Raw genomic sequence first — 13,854 nt, 5'->3', positions numbered from 1 at the left:
CACCATCAGCAGCAACATCACCCTGACCACCAGCAGTGGGGCGGGGCTTACGTTTGACACCAACAAAGACCTGAAAGGCAGCGGTGGGCTGGCCAAACAGGGCGATGGCTCCCTCACCTTTCTCAGCAATGACAACAACTTTTCCGGCGGGTTGACAATCAGCGGCGGACTGGTCCAGGCAGGGACATCCGGCGCGCCGATTACCGGCGGCCTGGCGCTCGGCGGCACAACTGCAGGCCAGAATTATCTCGGATCGGGCAATATCACGGTCGGTTCCGGCGCCACCCTCAGCGCCACGTTGAGCAACAGCGGGATTACCCTGGCATCGGGCGGTACAATTACCAACAACGGTGGGTCGATAATTTTCAATGAAACCACCTCCGGCGCCAACGCCAACCTCACCCAAAGCGGCACGCTCCTTAATACAGCCGGCGCCACGAGCATCAGCGGCTTGAATGCCTATACCCTGGCAGATAACGGCAACCTCAGCGTCACCGGGGGCGCCGTCACCATCAGCGCCGGGATTTTTCAAACCACCGGAACCAGCACGGCTTCGCCTGCAAATATCAACGTCACCAGCGGGACGCTTGATGTCAACCTCGCCAGTTCAACCGGCAGTTTCACCCTCGGCGCCAATGACAATATCAACTTGAGCGGCAGCGCTTCTTCCATGATTATCAATCCCACTGCCGGCACAGCCGGGACAACGCTGAACGGGGATGTGACTCTGGCAAATGGCTCCACTCTCGCCGTAAGCCAGGGCACGACAACCCTCAGCAGCGGAATGAGGCTCGATGGCGGAAGCAGCGGCCCGTCGGGAACGCTCTCCATCAGCGGCAATTTGGTTGTCAACGGCCCCGGACTGTCTAACAACCCTGACATTACAATCAATTCCAATGCCAACACCTCAATTTCCGGCCCTGTCGCCGGTTCTTCCATCACCAACATCGGCACTTTGACCAAGGCAGGCTCGGGCACAACCGTGATCGACTCCAGCGTCAACAATATCGGCGCCCAAAATATCAACATCACCGGCGGCACCCTCATGCTGGGAGCCAGCAACCAGATCGACAACAACACGAACATGACTCTGTCCGGCGCCACATTCTCCACCGGAGGCAACAGTGAAGTGGTTAACACCCTGACTTTGACGGCCAATTCCACCATCGACATGGGCAACGGCAACAGCATCCTGAACTTTGCCAACAGCTCGGCCAATGGCTGGACGCCTGCCACGACCTTGCTCATCAACAATTGGAGCGGCAGTTGGACCGGCAACGGCACGGACCAGATTTATTTTGGCAATACTTCCGGCGGCCTCGGCAATTCCCAACTTTCAGAAATTTATTTCGGCATCGGAGGACAACTATATGGCGCCCGCATCCTGAGCACCGGTGAAATCTGCCCCGGATTTACCCCCGTTCCCGAGCCCTCCGTCACTTTCTCAGCATTGGGCCTTCTGGTTCTTGCCTTCTGGCGTGAGCGTAGAAAATGCTCCCGCTTCATCTCCCGCCTTCGCTCATTCAGTTTTAGAGCGGTTTAATTAAAACTATAGCCGCGAAGAAGCGCATAAATCACATAAAAGAACTTATGGCAGTGGGTAATGCTTTTCATTTTTGCGTTTCTTGCGCCTTTTTGCGGCCATGACTTTTGTTAATTTGCTCTAGGCCGCATGGTTCTTGTCATTCGTGGTCAAAAATATGTTTGGAAAACCAATCCGGATGCTATGGTTTGCCGATGTCTGTTGATTCACAAACCCCGGCGCTTTCCGCTGCAAAAACCATCCCGAAACGAAATGAAATCGCGAAAGCCGATACCTGGGACCTCGCAAAACTCTATGTGGATGACACATCCTGGGACGCCGACTTGGTCAGATATGACAAACTGTATCCCAAGTACCTGGAATTCAAGGGTACTCTGGGCGCTTCCGCAAAACGATTGAAGGAATGCCTCGAGTTGGACCGGGAACTAGATCTCATCGCCGAGCGCCTGGGCCACTACGTTTCCCTGCGCAGTTCGGAGGACAGTTCGAACAACGAGAACCTTTCGCGCGAGGCCCGCTTCCAGCATGTCATGGTCCATGCGGCGGAAACAGCTTCCTTCCTTATTCCTGAAATCCAGTCCATCGAAGACACAGCATTTGAGAAATATCTGCAGGACCCCATTTTGTCCGAATGGAAAATCAAGCTCACGCGCCTGCGCCGTTTCAAACCCCACATCCTTTCGGAAAAGGAAGAACGCTTGATGGCAATGGCCTCGATGCCGCTGGGAGGTTTTCACGAGACGTTCTCACAATTGACCAACGTCGATATGTCCTTCGGCATGATACGGAACGAACAAGGACAGGAAATGGAGCTTTCGCACGGGGCCTTTTCCTCCTTCCTGGTCAAGCGCGATCCGGTGTTGAGAAAAACCGCATTCCAACAATACTATCGGGAATTTGGAGATCATAAATTCACGCTTGCCGCCACCTTGGCGCATTCCATCAAGTCCGATGTTTTCAACGCGCGAGCTCGGAATTACAGCTCGGCGCGCGATGCCGCCTTGTTTGCCGACAACATTCCCGGCTCCGTTTACGACAATCTTATCGGCGCGGTGAAGAAAAACCTCGCGCCGTTGCATGAATATTATGAACTGCGCCGGGAAGTGCTGGGAATTCAGGAACTGCATTTTTACGACACCTATGTGCCGATGGTTGAGCAAATCGACGTCAAGACCTCCTTCGATGAAGCTTGCGGCAAAATCCTGGAATCGTTGTCGCCCCTCGGTGAAGAATATACCGGGGTATTGCGAGGCGGACTTGGCAGCCGCTGGGTGGATCGTTATGAAACCAAAGGCAAGCGCAGCGGCGCGTTTTCCAGCAGCAGTTACGGCAATCCGCCCTACATTCTGATGAATTACAAGGAAGATGTGTTTTCCGATGTCTATACCCTGGCCCATGAGGCCGGGCATTCGATGCATTCCTGGTTCAGCCAAGGCTGCCAGAAATTCCAGGATTATCATTACCCGATTTTCCTGGCCGAAGTTGCATCGACATTCAACGAGGAACTGCTCACTCACTATTTACTGAAGAAAACAGAGGATGAAAAAATGCGCGCCTACATCCTCAACCGCCAGATTGATGACATCCGGGCCACGCTCATCCGGCAGGCCATGTTTGCCGAGTTTGAACAATTGACCCATGAAATGGAGGAATCGGGCGAGCCGTTGACCCTGGAGTCGTTCCGAGCGGTTTATCGGAAATTGCTGGAAGCCTACCATGGACCGGGTCTGGTCCTTGAGGAAGACTTGGAACTGGAATGCCTGCGCATTCCGCACTTTTATTCCGCGTTTTACGTGTACAAATATGCCACCGGCATATCGGCGGCTCTGGCGCTTTCCACCCAGGTGCTGGAAGAAGGAGAAGCCGCGCGCGTTCGGTACCTGGAATTTTTAAAATCGGGCGGCGCACAATTTCCTCTCGATACCCTGCGGGAAGCGGGGATTGACATGTCGCAGCCCGCGCCTGTTGAAAAGGCGCTTCAACTGTTCCAGCGCCGGGTGAAAGAGTTGGGCGATCTGTTGCGAAAATCGAAAAAGCCGCGGTGATCCCACGGCGCTTGGGCCGTTAATCCATTTTCTGGATCATGGGCATCGGCTCAAAGCTGGCCAGGGCCCGCTTCCAAAAAAAACGCGCGGATGGCGTTGCATGGGAGGGAAGCTTGATCTGATAGGCAATGTTGCTGATCTCGGACGGATGCGGCTTGATGGGACGCCCCTTCACCGACTTGGGTTTCAGGATGACCCGGTATAAAATCGTCACAACTCCCTTGTCGGCGCGGTCGAAAATATCAAGCGGATAGGCATAGGCGACGCGGTGCCCGGTTTCCTCCGTAATTTCGCGCTTGAGCGCGGATGTCAGGTTTTCGCCCTTATCGACTTTGCCGCCGGGCAAGGCCCAAAACTTTTTGCCGTAAGCCTGTTTGACCATGAGTACCCGGCCAAAGGGGTCTTCAACCCAAGCCATGACAGACATGGCCTTCGCCATGTTTTGCTTTTTTGCGCGTACTCCGTTTCCCATTGCTGCACATCAATGTGCCTCGTTTGTTAATAAAATGCAATCCGTTAACCCGGTTTTCAAATTAAGCTTGCAACCCACCCCCGCCGTCGTGATGAAATGGGGCGTGCTGAACAAAAAAGAAGTTCTGGGTTATCTAATCGCCGCGAAAGGCGCGGGCATGATGCAGGTTTTTGCGCTGCTGACGGCCATTACCGAAATCAACCGTTTTGCCTGGGTTCGCTGTGCTTGCTGGTCGCTGGTGCTTGTCGGCCTTGTTCTTTTGTTTGCCGGGTTGGGGCTCGCGTCCCGCCACGAAGCGCCTGCGGAGTAATTCCGCAGTATCAGGTTTAATGCGCTTCCAGCCAGTTCTTGCCTGTGCCTATTTCCACCTCAATGGGAACAGCGAGGGTGATCGCGGTCTTCATGCAGTGTTCCAGCCGTTCGCGGACCTCCGCCTCCTCGCTCCGCTGAAGCTCGAAAACCAATTCATCATGCACCTGCAGCAGCATCCGGGATTTTAAATTCCGCTCCCGGAATTCCCGGGAAATGCCGGCCATTGCCATCTTGATCATGTCGGCCGCCGTACCCTGGATCGGCATGTTGATCGCATTGCGCTCCGCGGCGTTCCGGATCGTGGCGTTGGCGGAATGGATGTCCCTCAGATAGCGTCTGCGTCCTGTTATTGTTTCCACAAATCCGTTTTTGCGGCAAAATTCAATGGTCTCATCCATGTACGTCTGGACGCCCGGAAACTGGCGGTTGTATTGGCTGATGATTTCGCCCGCCTCCGTCCGGCTGATGCCCAGCCGTTGCGCAAGCCCGAAGGCGGAGATCCCGTAGGCGATGCCAAAATTCACCATCTTGGCCTTGCGGCGCATGTCACCGCTCACCTGATCCAGTTCCACGCCGAAGACACGGGCGGCGGTCGCGCTGTGGATGTCGATTTTTTTCTCAAAGGCCGAGATCATCCCCTTGTCGCCGCTGAGCGCCGCGATAATACGCAGCTCGATCTGGGAATAGTCGGCCGACAGAATGATAAAATCCTTCAACCGGGGATCCGAAATGAAGGCCTTGCGGATTTCCCGGCCCATGTCCGTGCGGATCGGGATGTTTTGAAGATTCGGGTTTGCCGAAGCCAGGCGCCCGGTGCTGGTCGCCGCCTGGCTGTAGGTGGTATGCACGCGCCCTGTCCTGGGAGAAACCGCGTTTGGCAGCGCATCCACATAGGTCGATTTTAATTTTGTGGCCTCGCGGTAATCCAGCAGCCGTTCCACGATTTTGTGCTGTCCCGAAAGTGAAAGCAGCACTTGCTCGTTCGTGGTGTATTGGCCGGTTTTAGTCTTTTTCGGTTTTTCCGCGATTTTCAATTCATCGAACAGCACAACGCCGAGCTGTTTTGGCGAGTTGAGATTGAATTCATGTCCCGCGAGCTTGTACACATCCTGCGTGGCCCGGTCCATTTCCACGGCAAGTTTTTGGGAAAATTCCTCCAGCGCAAAAATATCAATCGCCACGCCCGCCGCCTCCATCGACACCAGCACGGGAATCAGCGGCGCTTCAACCTGGTAAAAGACCTTTTCCTGGCCGGACTGTTTGAGCAACGGGATGAATTTTTCCCGCAACTGCCAGGCAATATCCGCGTCTTCCGCGGCATATTCCGTAAGGGCTTCCTTGTCCGCATCGAGCATGCTTTTTTGTTGCTCTCCTTTTTCACCGATGAGCGCTGTGATGGGGACGGGTGAATAACCCAGGTAGATTTCAGAAAGCGCGTTCAAATTATGGCGCTGCTCGGGTTCAATCAAGGCGTGGGCGATCATCGTGTCGAAGAGAGGGCCTTGCACCTGCAGGCCGTACGCCGACAGGATGCTCAGGTCAAACTTCAGATTATGCCCGGCTTTTTCAGTCTCGCTGTTTTCAAAGAGACCGCGAAATTCCTCGAGCACTGCGAGCGCATTGGGGCGCTTTTCGGGAAAGTGGACAAAGCAACCCGTGCCCGCCTGAAACGAAAATGAAATGCCGATCAGGATGGCCTCGCGCGGATCCAGGCCTGACGTTTCGGTGTCGAAGGCAAAAACGGGTTGTTCCTTCAAGAGAGCGAGCAACTCCCGGCGTTCCCCTTGTGTTGTGATGGACTTGTACTCATGAGGGACATCGCGGATTGTTCGAAAATTGGGACGAACCTCCCCGGCTTCCTCCGACGAGCCCCCGGTCTCCGGCTGCCCGGGGTCTGGCACTGGCAAGTCGGATTCGCTCTCAAGCTGGAAATCATCAGAAACCCGGCTCGTCTGTTCCCTGGCTTCCTGGGTTTTTGCGGCGTGCCCCGCCTTGAAGTTCTCGCCAAAAAGGCGTTTGCCGAAAGCGTTGAACTCCAGTTCGATGAAAAGCGACTTTAGGGCCGCCTCGTTTTTGGGCCGCAATACCAACTTCTCAATCGAAACCGGAATAGGAGACTTGCAATTGATTGTCGCCAATTCCTTGCTGATCCGCGCTTGTTCGGCAAATTTTTCAAAATTCTCCTTTTGCTTCCCCTTGAGTTTCCCGGTATTCGCCAGAAGGTTTTCGACGCTGCCGAATTCGGCGATCAATTTTTGCGCGGTCTTTTCACCGACGCCGGGCACCCCCGGAATGTTGTCGGAGGCATCGCCCCAAAGCCCGAGAATATCGATCACCTGGCTGGGATTGGAAATGCCCCATTTTTCCCTTATCTCCTTGAGCCCGAGAATTTCGGCCGAATCCCCCTGCCGACCCGGTTTGTAGATGAATGTTTTTTCATCCACGAGCTGGGCAAAATCCTTGTCCGGGGTGACCATGTAGGTTGTAAATCCCTCCCGTTCCGCGCGGCGGGCCAGTGTGCCGATGATGTCGTCGGCTTCAAATCCGTCCAGTTCCAGGACCGGGATATTGAAGGCGGCGAGGAGTTCCTTGATTTTGGGGACTGCGATGAGGATGTCTTCCGGGGTTTCCTCCCGCTGGGCCTTGTAGGCCGGAAACGCAATGTGGCGCGCGGTCGGCGCGTGAGTATCGAAGGCCACGGCAAGGTGGCTGGGCTGCTGCTTGTTCAGCAGATCAAGGAGGGTATTGGTGAAGCCGAAGAGCGCGGAGGTGTTGAGCCCCTTGGAATTCATGATGGGCCGAGTGATGAAGGCAAAATGTGCCCTGTAAAGAAGCGCCATGCCGTCGAGGAGAAATAGTTTGGGCATCCACAAGGTTTAGCCTGCTTGTCGTACAAGCTGCAAGCTTGGGAACAACAGGGCTTGTATGTTAAAATCTGCTGGTTTTGCAGAGACTGTCACGCGACGATTGCAATTCAAATACCGGCATGCACATTCAACTTCGAGAGGCTGTTTAAAAAATGGAGAACGGGAGTAAAGTTCATACCGCAGTGCCTTTTGTTTCGCAGAAGCAGGCAGGCACGCAATGGGTTCATGACTTGAACAACCGCCTTGCGGGGATGCGCCTGAACGTACTGCTGGCCCGGATGCAGATCAAATCGAAGGACCGAAAACTTGCGGGCCTTCTGCGGGACATCGAGGCCGGTTGCAACCAGATGGCCGCGCTGCTTGAACAGCGGCCCGGTCTTACAGCTTCGTCCACCGCACGCCAGATTGTTTCTGAAGAACCGTCTTCCGTCAAAACCCGCAAAAAACGCGGGCGCGTTATGTTGATGGACGACAATGAATTCCTGCGGGGGTCCCTGCCAAAAATCCTGCGCGAGGTCGGTTTTCAAGTGGAAATCGCGCCCTCTGGCGAGGCTTGCATCAAACTTTTCAACGAATTGGCCGGGAAGGGCAAAAAGATCGATGCATTCATTCTCGATGTAAAAGTACCCGGCGGGCTGGGCGGGATTGAAACCCTGGCGCGGTTGCGCGAAATAAACCCGGAAGTCCGGGCCATCGCCAGCAGCGGCTATTCCGAAACGGACGTCATGTCGAATTACAAGCGCTATGGATTTAACGCGGCGCTGAACAAACCCTTTCGGGTGCAAGAACTGGTCCAACTGCTGGACAACCTGATTGCGTCCAAGCCGTAGGGAGCTGCATGGGTTCAGCGCGTGTCTTTCCACTGTTGTGCGGAACACTCCTAATGAACAGATGTGGGAAGATATTGAAAAATAGAATGCTGGTTAAAACGCCAACGGCGTTTCGCCTTTCAGCCCAGGGTTGCCACGCCGAAGCGTAGTGAAGGCGGGAGCTAGCATTTGCAGGAGTTATACCGCGTGCGGCTGAACAATGCGGGTCGTCAAAATATATTGATCCCATATAAATATGAAAAAAATAATCCTCATGTTCACCTCGATGCCTTTAGGAATATTTCTCTTCCTGAATGCCTCACTAGAAGCAAGGGAATACACCGATCTACTATCCAGCGTTAGGTATGAAATTCCAAACGAGTTCTTTGTTCACGAACAATACATTCAAATAAGCGGAATGCCGACATACATGCTCGCTGCCCAGTATTCCTCTCCACCAATGGTTGTAGTCTATGCTTCATCCCTGCGAATAGATAATGATCATCAGTCTGTTAGTGAAGCCGTCGTAAGCCTCCACATGCAAACCAAGGAGCGACCTTATCGTATTCTCACCAAATGTAGCTGGAACACCATTGCGGAGAAAAAATATTATGTGGCTGAATTTTATGATAATGAGAAGATTAAGACATATTTTGTGAGCTATGTTTATGGCTGGGACAGATACATTTTCGACATCTGTTTTGTCACCAAACAACCCCAAAATGATTTGGCTGAAACGCGAGAACGCCTAGTAGCTCAAATCCATTATCCAAAATAACTAAATAAACCGAACAAGGTCGCGAATCAACCCACTTGCGCTCAAGCCCAATAACAGACATTCAAGTTTAACATGCAGAATTCAGAAAAACTCAGCGTCCTCCGCGCCAGCGGTGAATGTCTTTTCTCCGTGTGTTTACCGTACGATGTCAGGAAAAAATTTCAGAAAAACCAGGCCCACTGCAATCAGGACCGGGAATAAAATCGGCAGCGCATATTTGAAAAGATAGCCGAAAAATCCGGGCGTCTTCACTCCGGCCCGTTCCGTTATGGATTTCACCATCAGGTTGGGCCCGTTTCCAATATAAGTCATCGCGCCAAAAAATACCGCTCCCAGTGAAATGGCAATGATATACAGGCTGTGATTGCCGAGCAGATAAGCCGTTTCGATCCTGTCCCGCGGGATATCAGCGGAGCCGATCCAATCGGCGTGGTACCGCTCAAGAACCCCATAGGTGTTTCGGATGGCTTCGGAATGGGTCCCGGTGATGCTTCCCAAACCGGAGCCATGAGCCGCGGCAAGGCGGCCCACCTGATCCACGATTACAGGATCCACAAACAAGCCAAATGACGCGTTTAGAAATGTCAGGTAGGTCGGGGCGTTGTCCAATACGCTGGAAAGAAAGCCGCAACTGAAATAATAGGTCAGCGGGGAGCCAAGCCCAAACTCTTTCGAGTGAAGGCTCATGTAGTCGAGCGCCGGCATCATGGTGGCGAAAATTCCAAGGAAAAGAAATCCAACCTCGCGGATGGGGGCAAAGTTGAAATGGTTCGACTCATGAATCTGCCGGCTCGTTGTGAAATAAGAGCCAAAAGCGGCCGAGAGCATCAGGCCTTCCCTCCAGGGAGGATCGAAAAAAATCCCCGAAAGAACCACAGCGATGAAAAAGATATTGTGCAATCCGGTGATTTTGAAGGTTTCATGTCCGGCTTCCAGAGCGCGGACAACAGGAGGAGCTTTCATAAAATTCCGGCGGTCGAAAAAATAAAAGACCGTCAGAAGCAAAGCCAGGACCACGGCCCAGGGAATCCAGAGATGATGCAGGGTCCACCAGAATGGAATGCCTTTGAGAAACCCGAGAAAAAGTGGCGGGTCCCCGATGGGCGTCAGGCAACCTGACACATTGCTGATGATGAATATGAAAAAAACGGTGTGATAGGCCGTAATCCGATACTTGTTCATCCGGATCCAGGGGCGGATCATCAACATGGAAGCCCCGGTTGTGCCGATGATATTGGCGAGAACAGCGCCAATAAGCAGAAACAGGCAATTTCTGGCGGGCGAGGCTTCCCCCTTTACAGAGATATGAATGCCGCCGGCAACAACGAACAAGGAACCGATCAGAGCCATGAAGCTGACGTAATCCAGGGCCGTATGCAAAACAGCGGTCTGATTCCTGAGTACAACAAGATAGATGAAGACCGTGATGGCGCCGAGCAGAAGGGACACTTTTTCATAATGCCGCTCCCACCAGTGGAGATTTGCAAACGGCATGATGGCAATGGCCAGCAGCAATGCCGCGAAGGGCAGCAGCATCCAGGGGCTTGGATCAGCGGCCTGAACGGTGGCGGTTGATAAAAATGGCTCGAACATGCGGGAAGCAACCTTGGCGTGTCAGGATGCCAAATGGCCGCCAAGCCGCAAAGAAAAACATTTTTTGACGCAGATAAATGGGACGACACAGCGGTCGTCCCTCCATCTCCAGCACAAAAAAAGGAGGGATGTCCGCCGCAGCAGATCGCGCCCCATTATTTCTTGGATCCCGCCAGTCCCTTGACAGCGCGCGACTTTTTCACGCCCTTCCGAGTCGAGGGAAAAAGGGCGCCCAAACGCTCATGGACCTTGCGGTAGTGGCGCCGGCTCTCGGCGGCGGCCTGGTGCTTGCCGGCTTCGTCCGAAAGTTGGCGACGCAACTTCGTTAGTGCAATTTCCTGAAGCTGGCGGACCCGTTCGCGGCTCACGCTGAAATCCTTCCCGATTTCCTCAAGCGTCTGTTCCTCGCCTCCGTTGAGCCCGAAACGCATGGCCAGGATTTTAAGTTCCTTGTCGCTCAGGATGTTGAGGGATGCCAGCGCGTTTTCCATCAGTTCCTTGTTTGCCATTCCGGTTGACGGATCGGCCGTGGCCTCGTCCGGAAGTGTGTTGGAAAGCGTGGTTTCATTTCCCTCATCGTTGTGTGGACTGGAGTCGAGGGAAACAACCTGTATGATGGCGCTGCGCGCGCGCGTCACGTCCCCCACATCCAGGCTGGCGTTGCCGGCGATCTCCGCATCGGAAGGCTGGCGGCCCAGTTGGGAAACCAATTCATCCGTCGAGATTTGCATTTTGCGCAAAAGCTGCACCTTCCAAACCGGTACACGCACCGCCTTGGATTGATTGGTGATGGCCCGGCGAATGCGCTGCTTGATCCAGAGCGCGCCATAGGTGCTGAACTTTGCCCCGACTTTGGGGTCGAACAGTTCGGCCGCGCGCATGAGCCCGATATTGCCTTCTGAAATCAAATCCGGAAGCGGCAGGCCAAGCCCGACGTATTCAAGCGCAATTTTTACGACCAATCTCAGGTTGGCTTGGATCAACATCTCAAGCGCCCGCTTGTCACCCTTGTGGATTTTGTTAGCCAGAACAATTTCCTCCTCGCGGGTAATGAGCGAGTATTGGGCAATCTGTTTGAGATAACTTTCAACCGAGGCCGTGGGAGAATAGAAATTCGAGCTCATGGTTTACTTAATGATGCTAACAATTAATTGCCCAAAAAGCAAACCGATGACGATGGTTATTTGAAACATTAATAAGATGACCTATATTAAAATTAGAAAGTATAATTAATAAATGTTAAATTCACTCTGTTGGGCAGCCCAGTCGTGGGGCGAACCATTTCACGAGCTTGCAGGACCTGCCATAGGCAGGCTATTAAGGAGCTTGTGCCGCAAACCCTCAAACAAGAACTTCAGGTTGAAGCCCTGCAGGTTGGTTTCGATGTTTGCGGGGTTGCCGCTGCCGATCCCTTTCAAGGCGCGGAATACCTGCAAGCCTGGCTGGACGATGGGAAAGCCGGTGACATGGCCTCCTGGCTGGGCCGCGATCCGGCATCCCGAATCACGCCGTCGTCGCTTTTGCCGGGCGTGAAAAGCATCATCATGCTGGGCTTGAATTATTATCAGCCCCGTCCGTCGCAACGCGGACGCATCGCAACCTATGCGCTGGGTCGTGACTATCATGACTTGATTCCGCCGAAGCTTGACGCACTGGATTCCTGGCTGAAAGCGAGGGGGGGCATTCAACGCCGCGCAGTGGACACCTCCGCCATCCTCGAAAAATCCGCCGCCGCGCGCGCCGGAATCGGCTGGACGGGCAAAAGCACGATGCTGGTCCATCCCAAAAAAGGGACATGGCTCTTCCTGGCTGAAATATTGACCACGCTCGAAATCGAGCCGGATCGCCCGTTGCGGGACCATTGCGGGTCTTGCAGCCGCTGCATGGCCGCCTGCCCGACGTCGGCCATCACCGCTCCCTATCAACTCGATGCAAGCCGATGCATCGCTTACCTGACCATTGAGCACAAGGGCCCCATTCCGGAGGAGTTCCGGGAAAAGATCGGGGATCGCGTCTATGGCTGCGAGGAATGCCTGGACGTTTGTCCCTGGAACCGTTGGGCGAGGCAAACACGGGAGGAAGGGCTGCGGGCCATTGAACGCCCGGATTTGCGCGCCATGCTGGGATGGGATGACGCCACGTTCCGGAAGGAATTCCGGGGCACGCCGATTTTCCGCCTCAAGCGCAACCGCTGGCTGCGCAATGTCTGTGTGGTCCTTGGCAATATCGGCACGGCGGACGATCTGCCGGCCCTGAAACAGGCGGCGGCGGACCCGGATCCCTTGATTTCAGAACACGCGCTTTGGGCGGTCGGGCGGGTCGAAGGCAGGAGTTAAACGAAAACGAATTCAGGAGTCAGAATTAAGAATTCAGAACAATGCGGAATTCTTTCGCCAAAAAACACAGGAAAAAAAACGAATTCAAAATTTTAGTTTTTTCATCCGTGTACATCTGTGTAATCCGTGGTTAAATCCTTCTTAAATTGGGCTCACTTATAAAACTAAAATCCGTGATAAACCAGTTGCTCTTCCATTTTCACGCGCCCGAACCGGTCCCTGCGCCCGAAGGTGAAATTTTGGCGATTGGTGACCGCCAACTGCCGGTACGTCTCCACCGCAATCCGCGCGCGCGCCGCTATTTGATTTATGTCCGCTCCGACCGCTCGATCCGATTGACCATTCCGCGCCGGGGCACACGGCACGAGGGGCTCGAATTTGCGCGCAACCACAGCCGCTGGATCGAACGCCAGCTCCGCAAACTTGACGCAACCGTGCTTGCTCCGAAACATTGGAGCGCGGGTACGGAAATCCTGTTGCGCGGAAGGATCTGCGTATTGGAAACCGAGAGATCCGAAGGTGTCTGTACGGCCCGCATCGGCGATGAAACTTTCACCTTTCATCCTGAAACCGCTAATTTCCGGCCCTTGGTGGAAAGCCATTTCAGGCAACTGGCCCGGCGCGAACTTCCGCCGCGGGCCATTGAACTGGCGGCCCTCCACCGCCTGGAGCCCCGCAAAATCACGGTGAGAAACCAAAGCAGCCGCTGGGGTTCCTGTTCCGCTTCCGGCTCGATTTCACTGAATTGGCGTTTGATTCAGACGCCGCCTGAAGTGCGTGATTACATCATTCTCCATGAGTTGATGCACATGAAGGAAATGAATCATTCCTCACGGTTTTGGAAATGGGTGGAAGCCGTCTGCCCGGATTACCTCCAGTCTGAAAACTGGCTCCGTCTGAACGCCGCCCGGCTGGGGCTTTGATTTTTGGCCGCAGCTACGAAGCAGAAGTTTGAATTGAGAAGTATTCAGGTTCTAAAAATGTGTCTCTTCGTGCCTTGGTGTCTTCGTGGTTCAATTGAATTTATTTATCTCAGCAGCACATTCAGCACAAACGCCAGCACCATTAAAACCGCAATCCCGAGCCGGATCAGGCTGGC

General features: G+C 53.9%; 11 protein-coding genes. 7 read left to right on the top strand and 4 right to left on the bottom strand.

Annotated elements, in window-relative coordinates; genetic code table 11:
- Together PHD76_14535 and pepF are read left to right on the top strand one after the other, a co-directional pair.
- A partial coding sequence (locus PHD76_14535; GenBank protein ID MDD5263057.1) for a hypothetical protein occupies positions 1-1,543 on the top strand: 1,543 nt, incomplete at its 5' end.
- A 194-nt stretch (positions 1,544-1,737) separates the two neighbouring features.
- On the top strand, positions 1,738-3,588 hold the full coding sequence (pepF, locus tag PHD76_14530) for an oligoendopeptidase F (protein MDD5263056.1): 1,851 nt from the start codon (positions 1,738-1,740) through the stop codon (positions 3,586-3,588).
- Between the two features lie 19 nt (positions 3,589-3,607).
- Here pepF and PHD76_14525 read toward each other — a convergent pair whose 3' ends face one another.
- Entirely contained in the window at positions 3,608-4,027 is a 420-nt protein-coding gene (locus PHD76_14525; GenBank protein ID MDD5263055.1) for an NUDIX hydrolase, read from the bottom strand.
- Between the two features lie 67 nt (positions 4,028-4,094).
- Between PHD76_14525 and PHD76_14520 the strand changes: the two genes are divergently transcribed.
- Positions 4,095-4,370 (top strand): hypothetical protein, encoded by a 276-nt coding sequence (locus tag PHD76_14520; GenBank protein ID MDD5263054.1) that lies wholly within the window; start codon positions 4,095-4,097, stop codon positions 4,368-4,370.
- A 16-nt stretch (positions 4,371-4,386) separates the two neighbouring features.
- Here PHD76_14520 and polA read toward each other — a convergent pair whose 3' ends face one another.
- Positions 4,387-7,239, bottom strand: coding sequence for a DNA polymerase I (gene polA, locus PHD76_14515; GenBank protein MDD5263053.1), 2,853 nt, complete (start codon positions 7,237-7,239; stop codon positions 4,387-4,389).
- Positions 7,240-7,421: 182 nt separating this feature from the next.
- On the opposite strand from polA, the gene PHD76_14510 reads away from it, so the two are divergent.
- Together PHD76_14510 and PHD76_14505 are read left to right on the top strand one after the other, a co-directional pair.
- Positions 7,422-8,069: a response regulator gene (locus tag PHD76_14510; GenBank protein ID MDD5263052.1), complete on the top strand. Its 648-nt coding sequence runs from the start codon at positions 7,422-7,424 to the stop codon at positions 8,067-8,069.
- A gap of 235 nt (positions 8,070-8,304) precedes the next feature.
- Positions 8,305-8,826, top strand: coding sequence for a hypothetical protein (locus tag PHD76_14505; GenBank protein MDD5263051.1), 522 nt, complete (start codon positions 8,305-8,307; stop codon positions 8,824-8,826).
- 135 nt (positions 8,827-8,961) lie between these two features.
- On the opposite strand, the gene PHD76_14500 is transcribed toward PHD76_14505, so the two are convergent.
- On the bottom strand, positions 8,962-10,419 hold the full coding sequence (locus PHD76_14500; protein ID MDD5263050.1) for a sodium:proton antiporter: 1,458 nt from the start codon (positions 10,417-10,419) through the stop codon (positions 8,962-8,964).
- A gap of 155 nt (positions 10,420-10,574) precedes the next feature.
- The gene (locus PHD76_14495; GenBank protein MDD5263049.1) at positions 10,575-11,543 is read right to left on the bottom strand and encodes an RNA polymerase sigma factor RpoD/SigA; all 969 of its coding nucleotides are present in this window, start codon (positions 11,541-11,543) and stop codon (positions 10,575-10,577) included.
- A gap of 204 nt (positions 11,544-11,747) precedes the next feature.
- On the opposite strand from PHD76_14495, the gene queG reads away from it, so the two are divergent.
- Together queG and PHD76_14485 are read left to right on the top strand one after the other, a co-directional pair.
- Positions 11,748-12,755, top strand: coding sequence for a tRNA epoxyqueuosine(34) reductase QueG (queG, locus tag PHD76_14490; GenBank protein MDD5263048.1), 1,008 nt, complete (start codon positions 11,748-11,750; stop codon positions 12,753-12,755).
- A gap of 173 nt (positions 12,756-12,928) precedes the next feature.
- The gene (locus PHD76_14485; protein ID MDD5263047.1) at positions 12,929-13,678 is read left to right on the top strand and encodes a SprT family zinc-dependent metalloprotease; all 750 of its coding nucleotides are present in this window, start codon (positions 12,929-12,931) and stop codon (positions 13,676-13,678) included.
- The last annotated feature ends 176 nt before the right edge of the window (positions 13,679-13,854 follow it).

The organism is Candidatus Methylacidiphilales bacterium (assembly GCA_028713655.1).
In the GTDB taxonomy this organism is placed as follows: Bacteria; Verrucomicrobiota; Verrucomicrobiia; order Methylacidiphilales; family JAAUTS01; genus JAQTNW01.
This window is presented reverse-complemented; position numbering and strand designations above follow the sequence as displayed.

Coding starts and splice junctions, on each gene's coding strand:
- pepF (MDD5263056.1), top strand. CDS start 1,738: ATGTCTGTTGATTCACAAACCCCGGCGCTTTCCGCTGCAAAAACCATC.
- PHD76_14525 (MDD5263055.1), bottom strand. CDS start 4,027: ATGGCGAAGGCCATGTCTGTCATGGCTTGGGTTGAAGACCCCTTTGGC.
- PHD76_14520 (MDD5263054.1), top strand. CDS start 4,095: ATGCAATCCGTTAACCCGGTTTTCAAATTAAGCTTGCAACCCACCCCC.
- polA (MDD5263053.1), bottom strand. CDS start 7,239: ATGCCCAAACTATTTCTCCTCGACGGCATGGCGCTTCTTTACAGGGCA.
- PHD76_14505 (MDD5263051.1), top strand. CDS start 8,305: ATGAAAAAAATAATCCTCATGTTCACCTCGATGCCTTTAGGAATATTT.
- PHD76_14500 (MDD5263050.1), bottom strand. CDS start 10,419: ATGTTCGAGCCATTTTTATCAACCGCCACCGTTCAGGCCGCTGATCCA.
- PHD76_14495 (MDD5263049.1), bottom strand. CDS start 11,543: ATGAGCTCGAATTTCTATTCTCCCACGGCCTCGGTTGAAAGTTATCTC.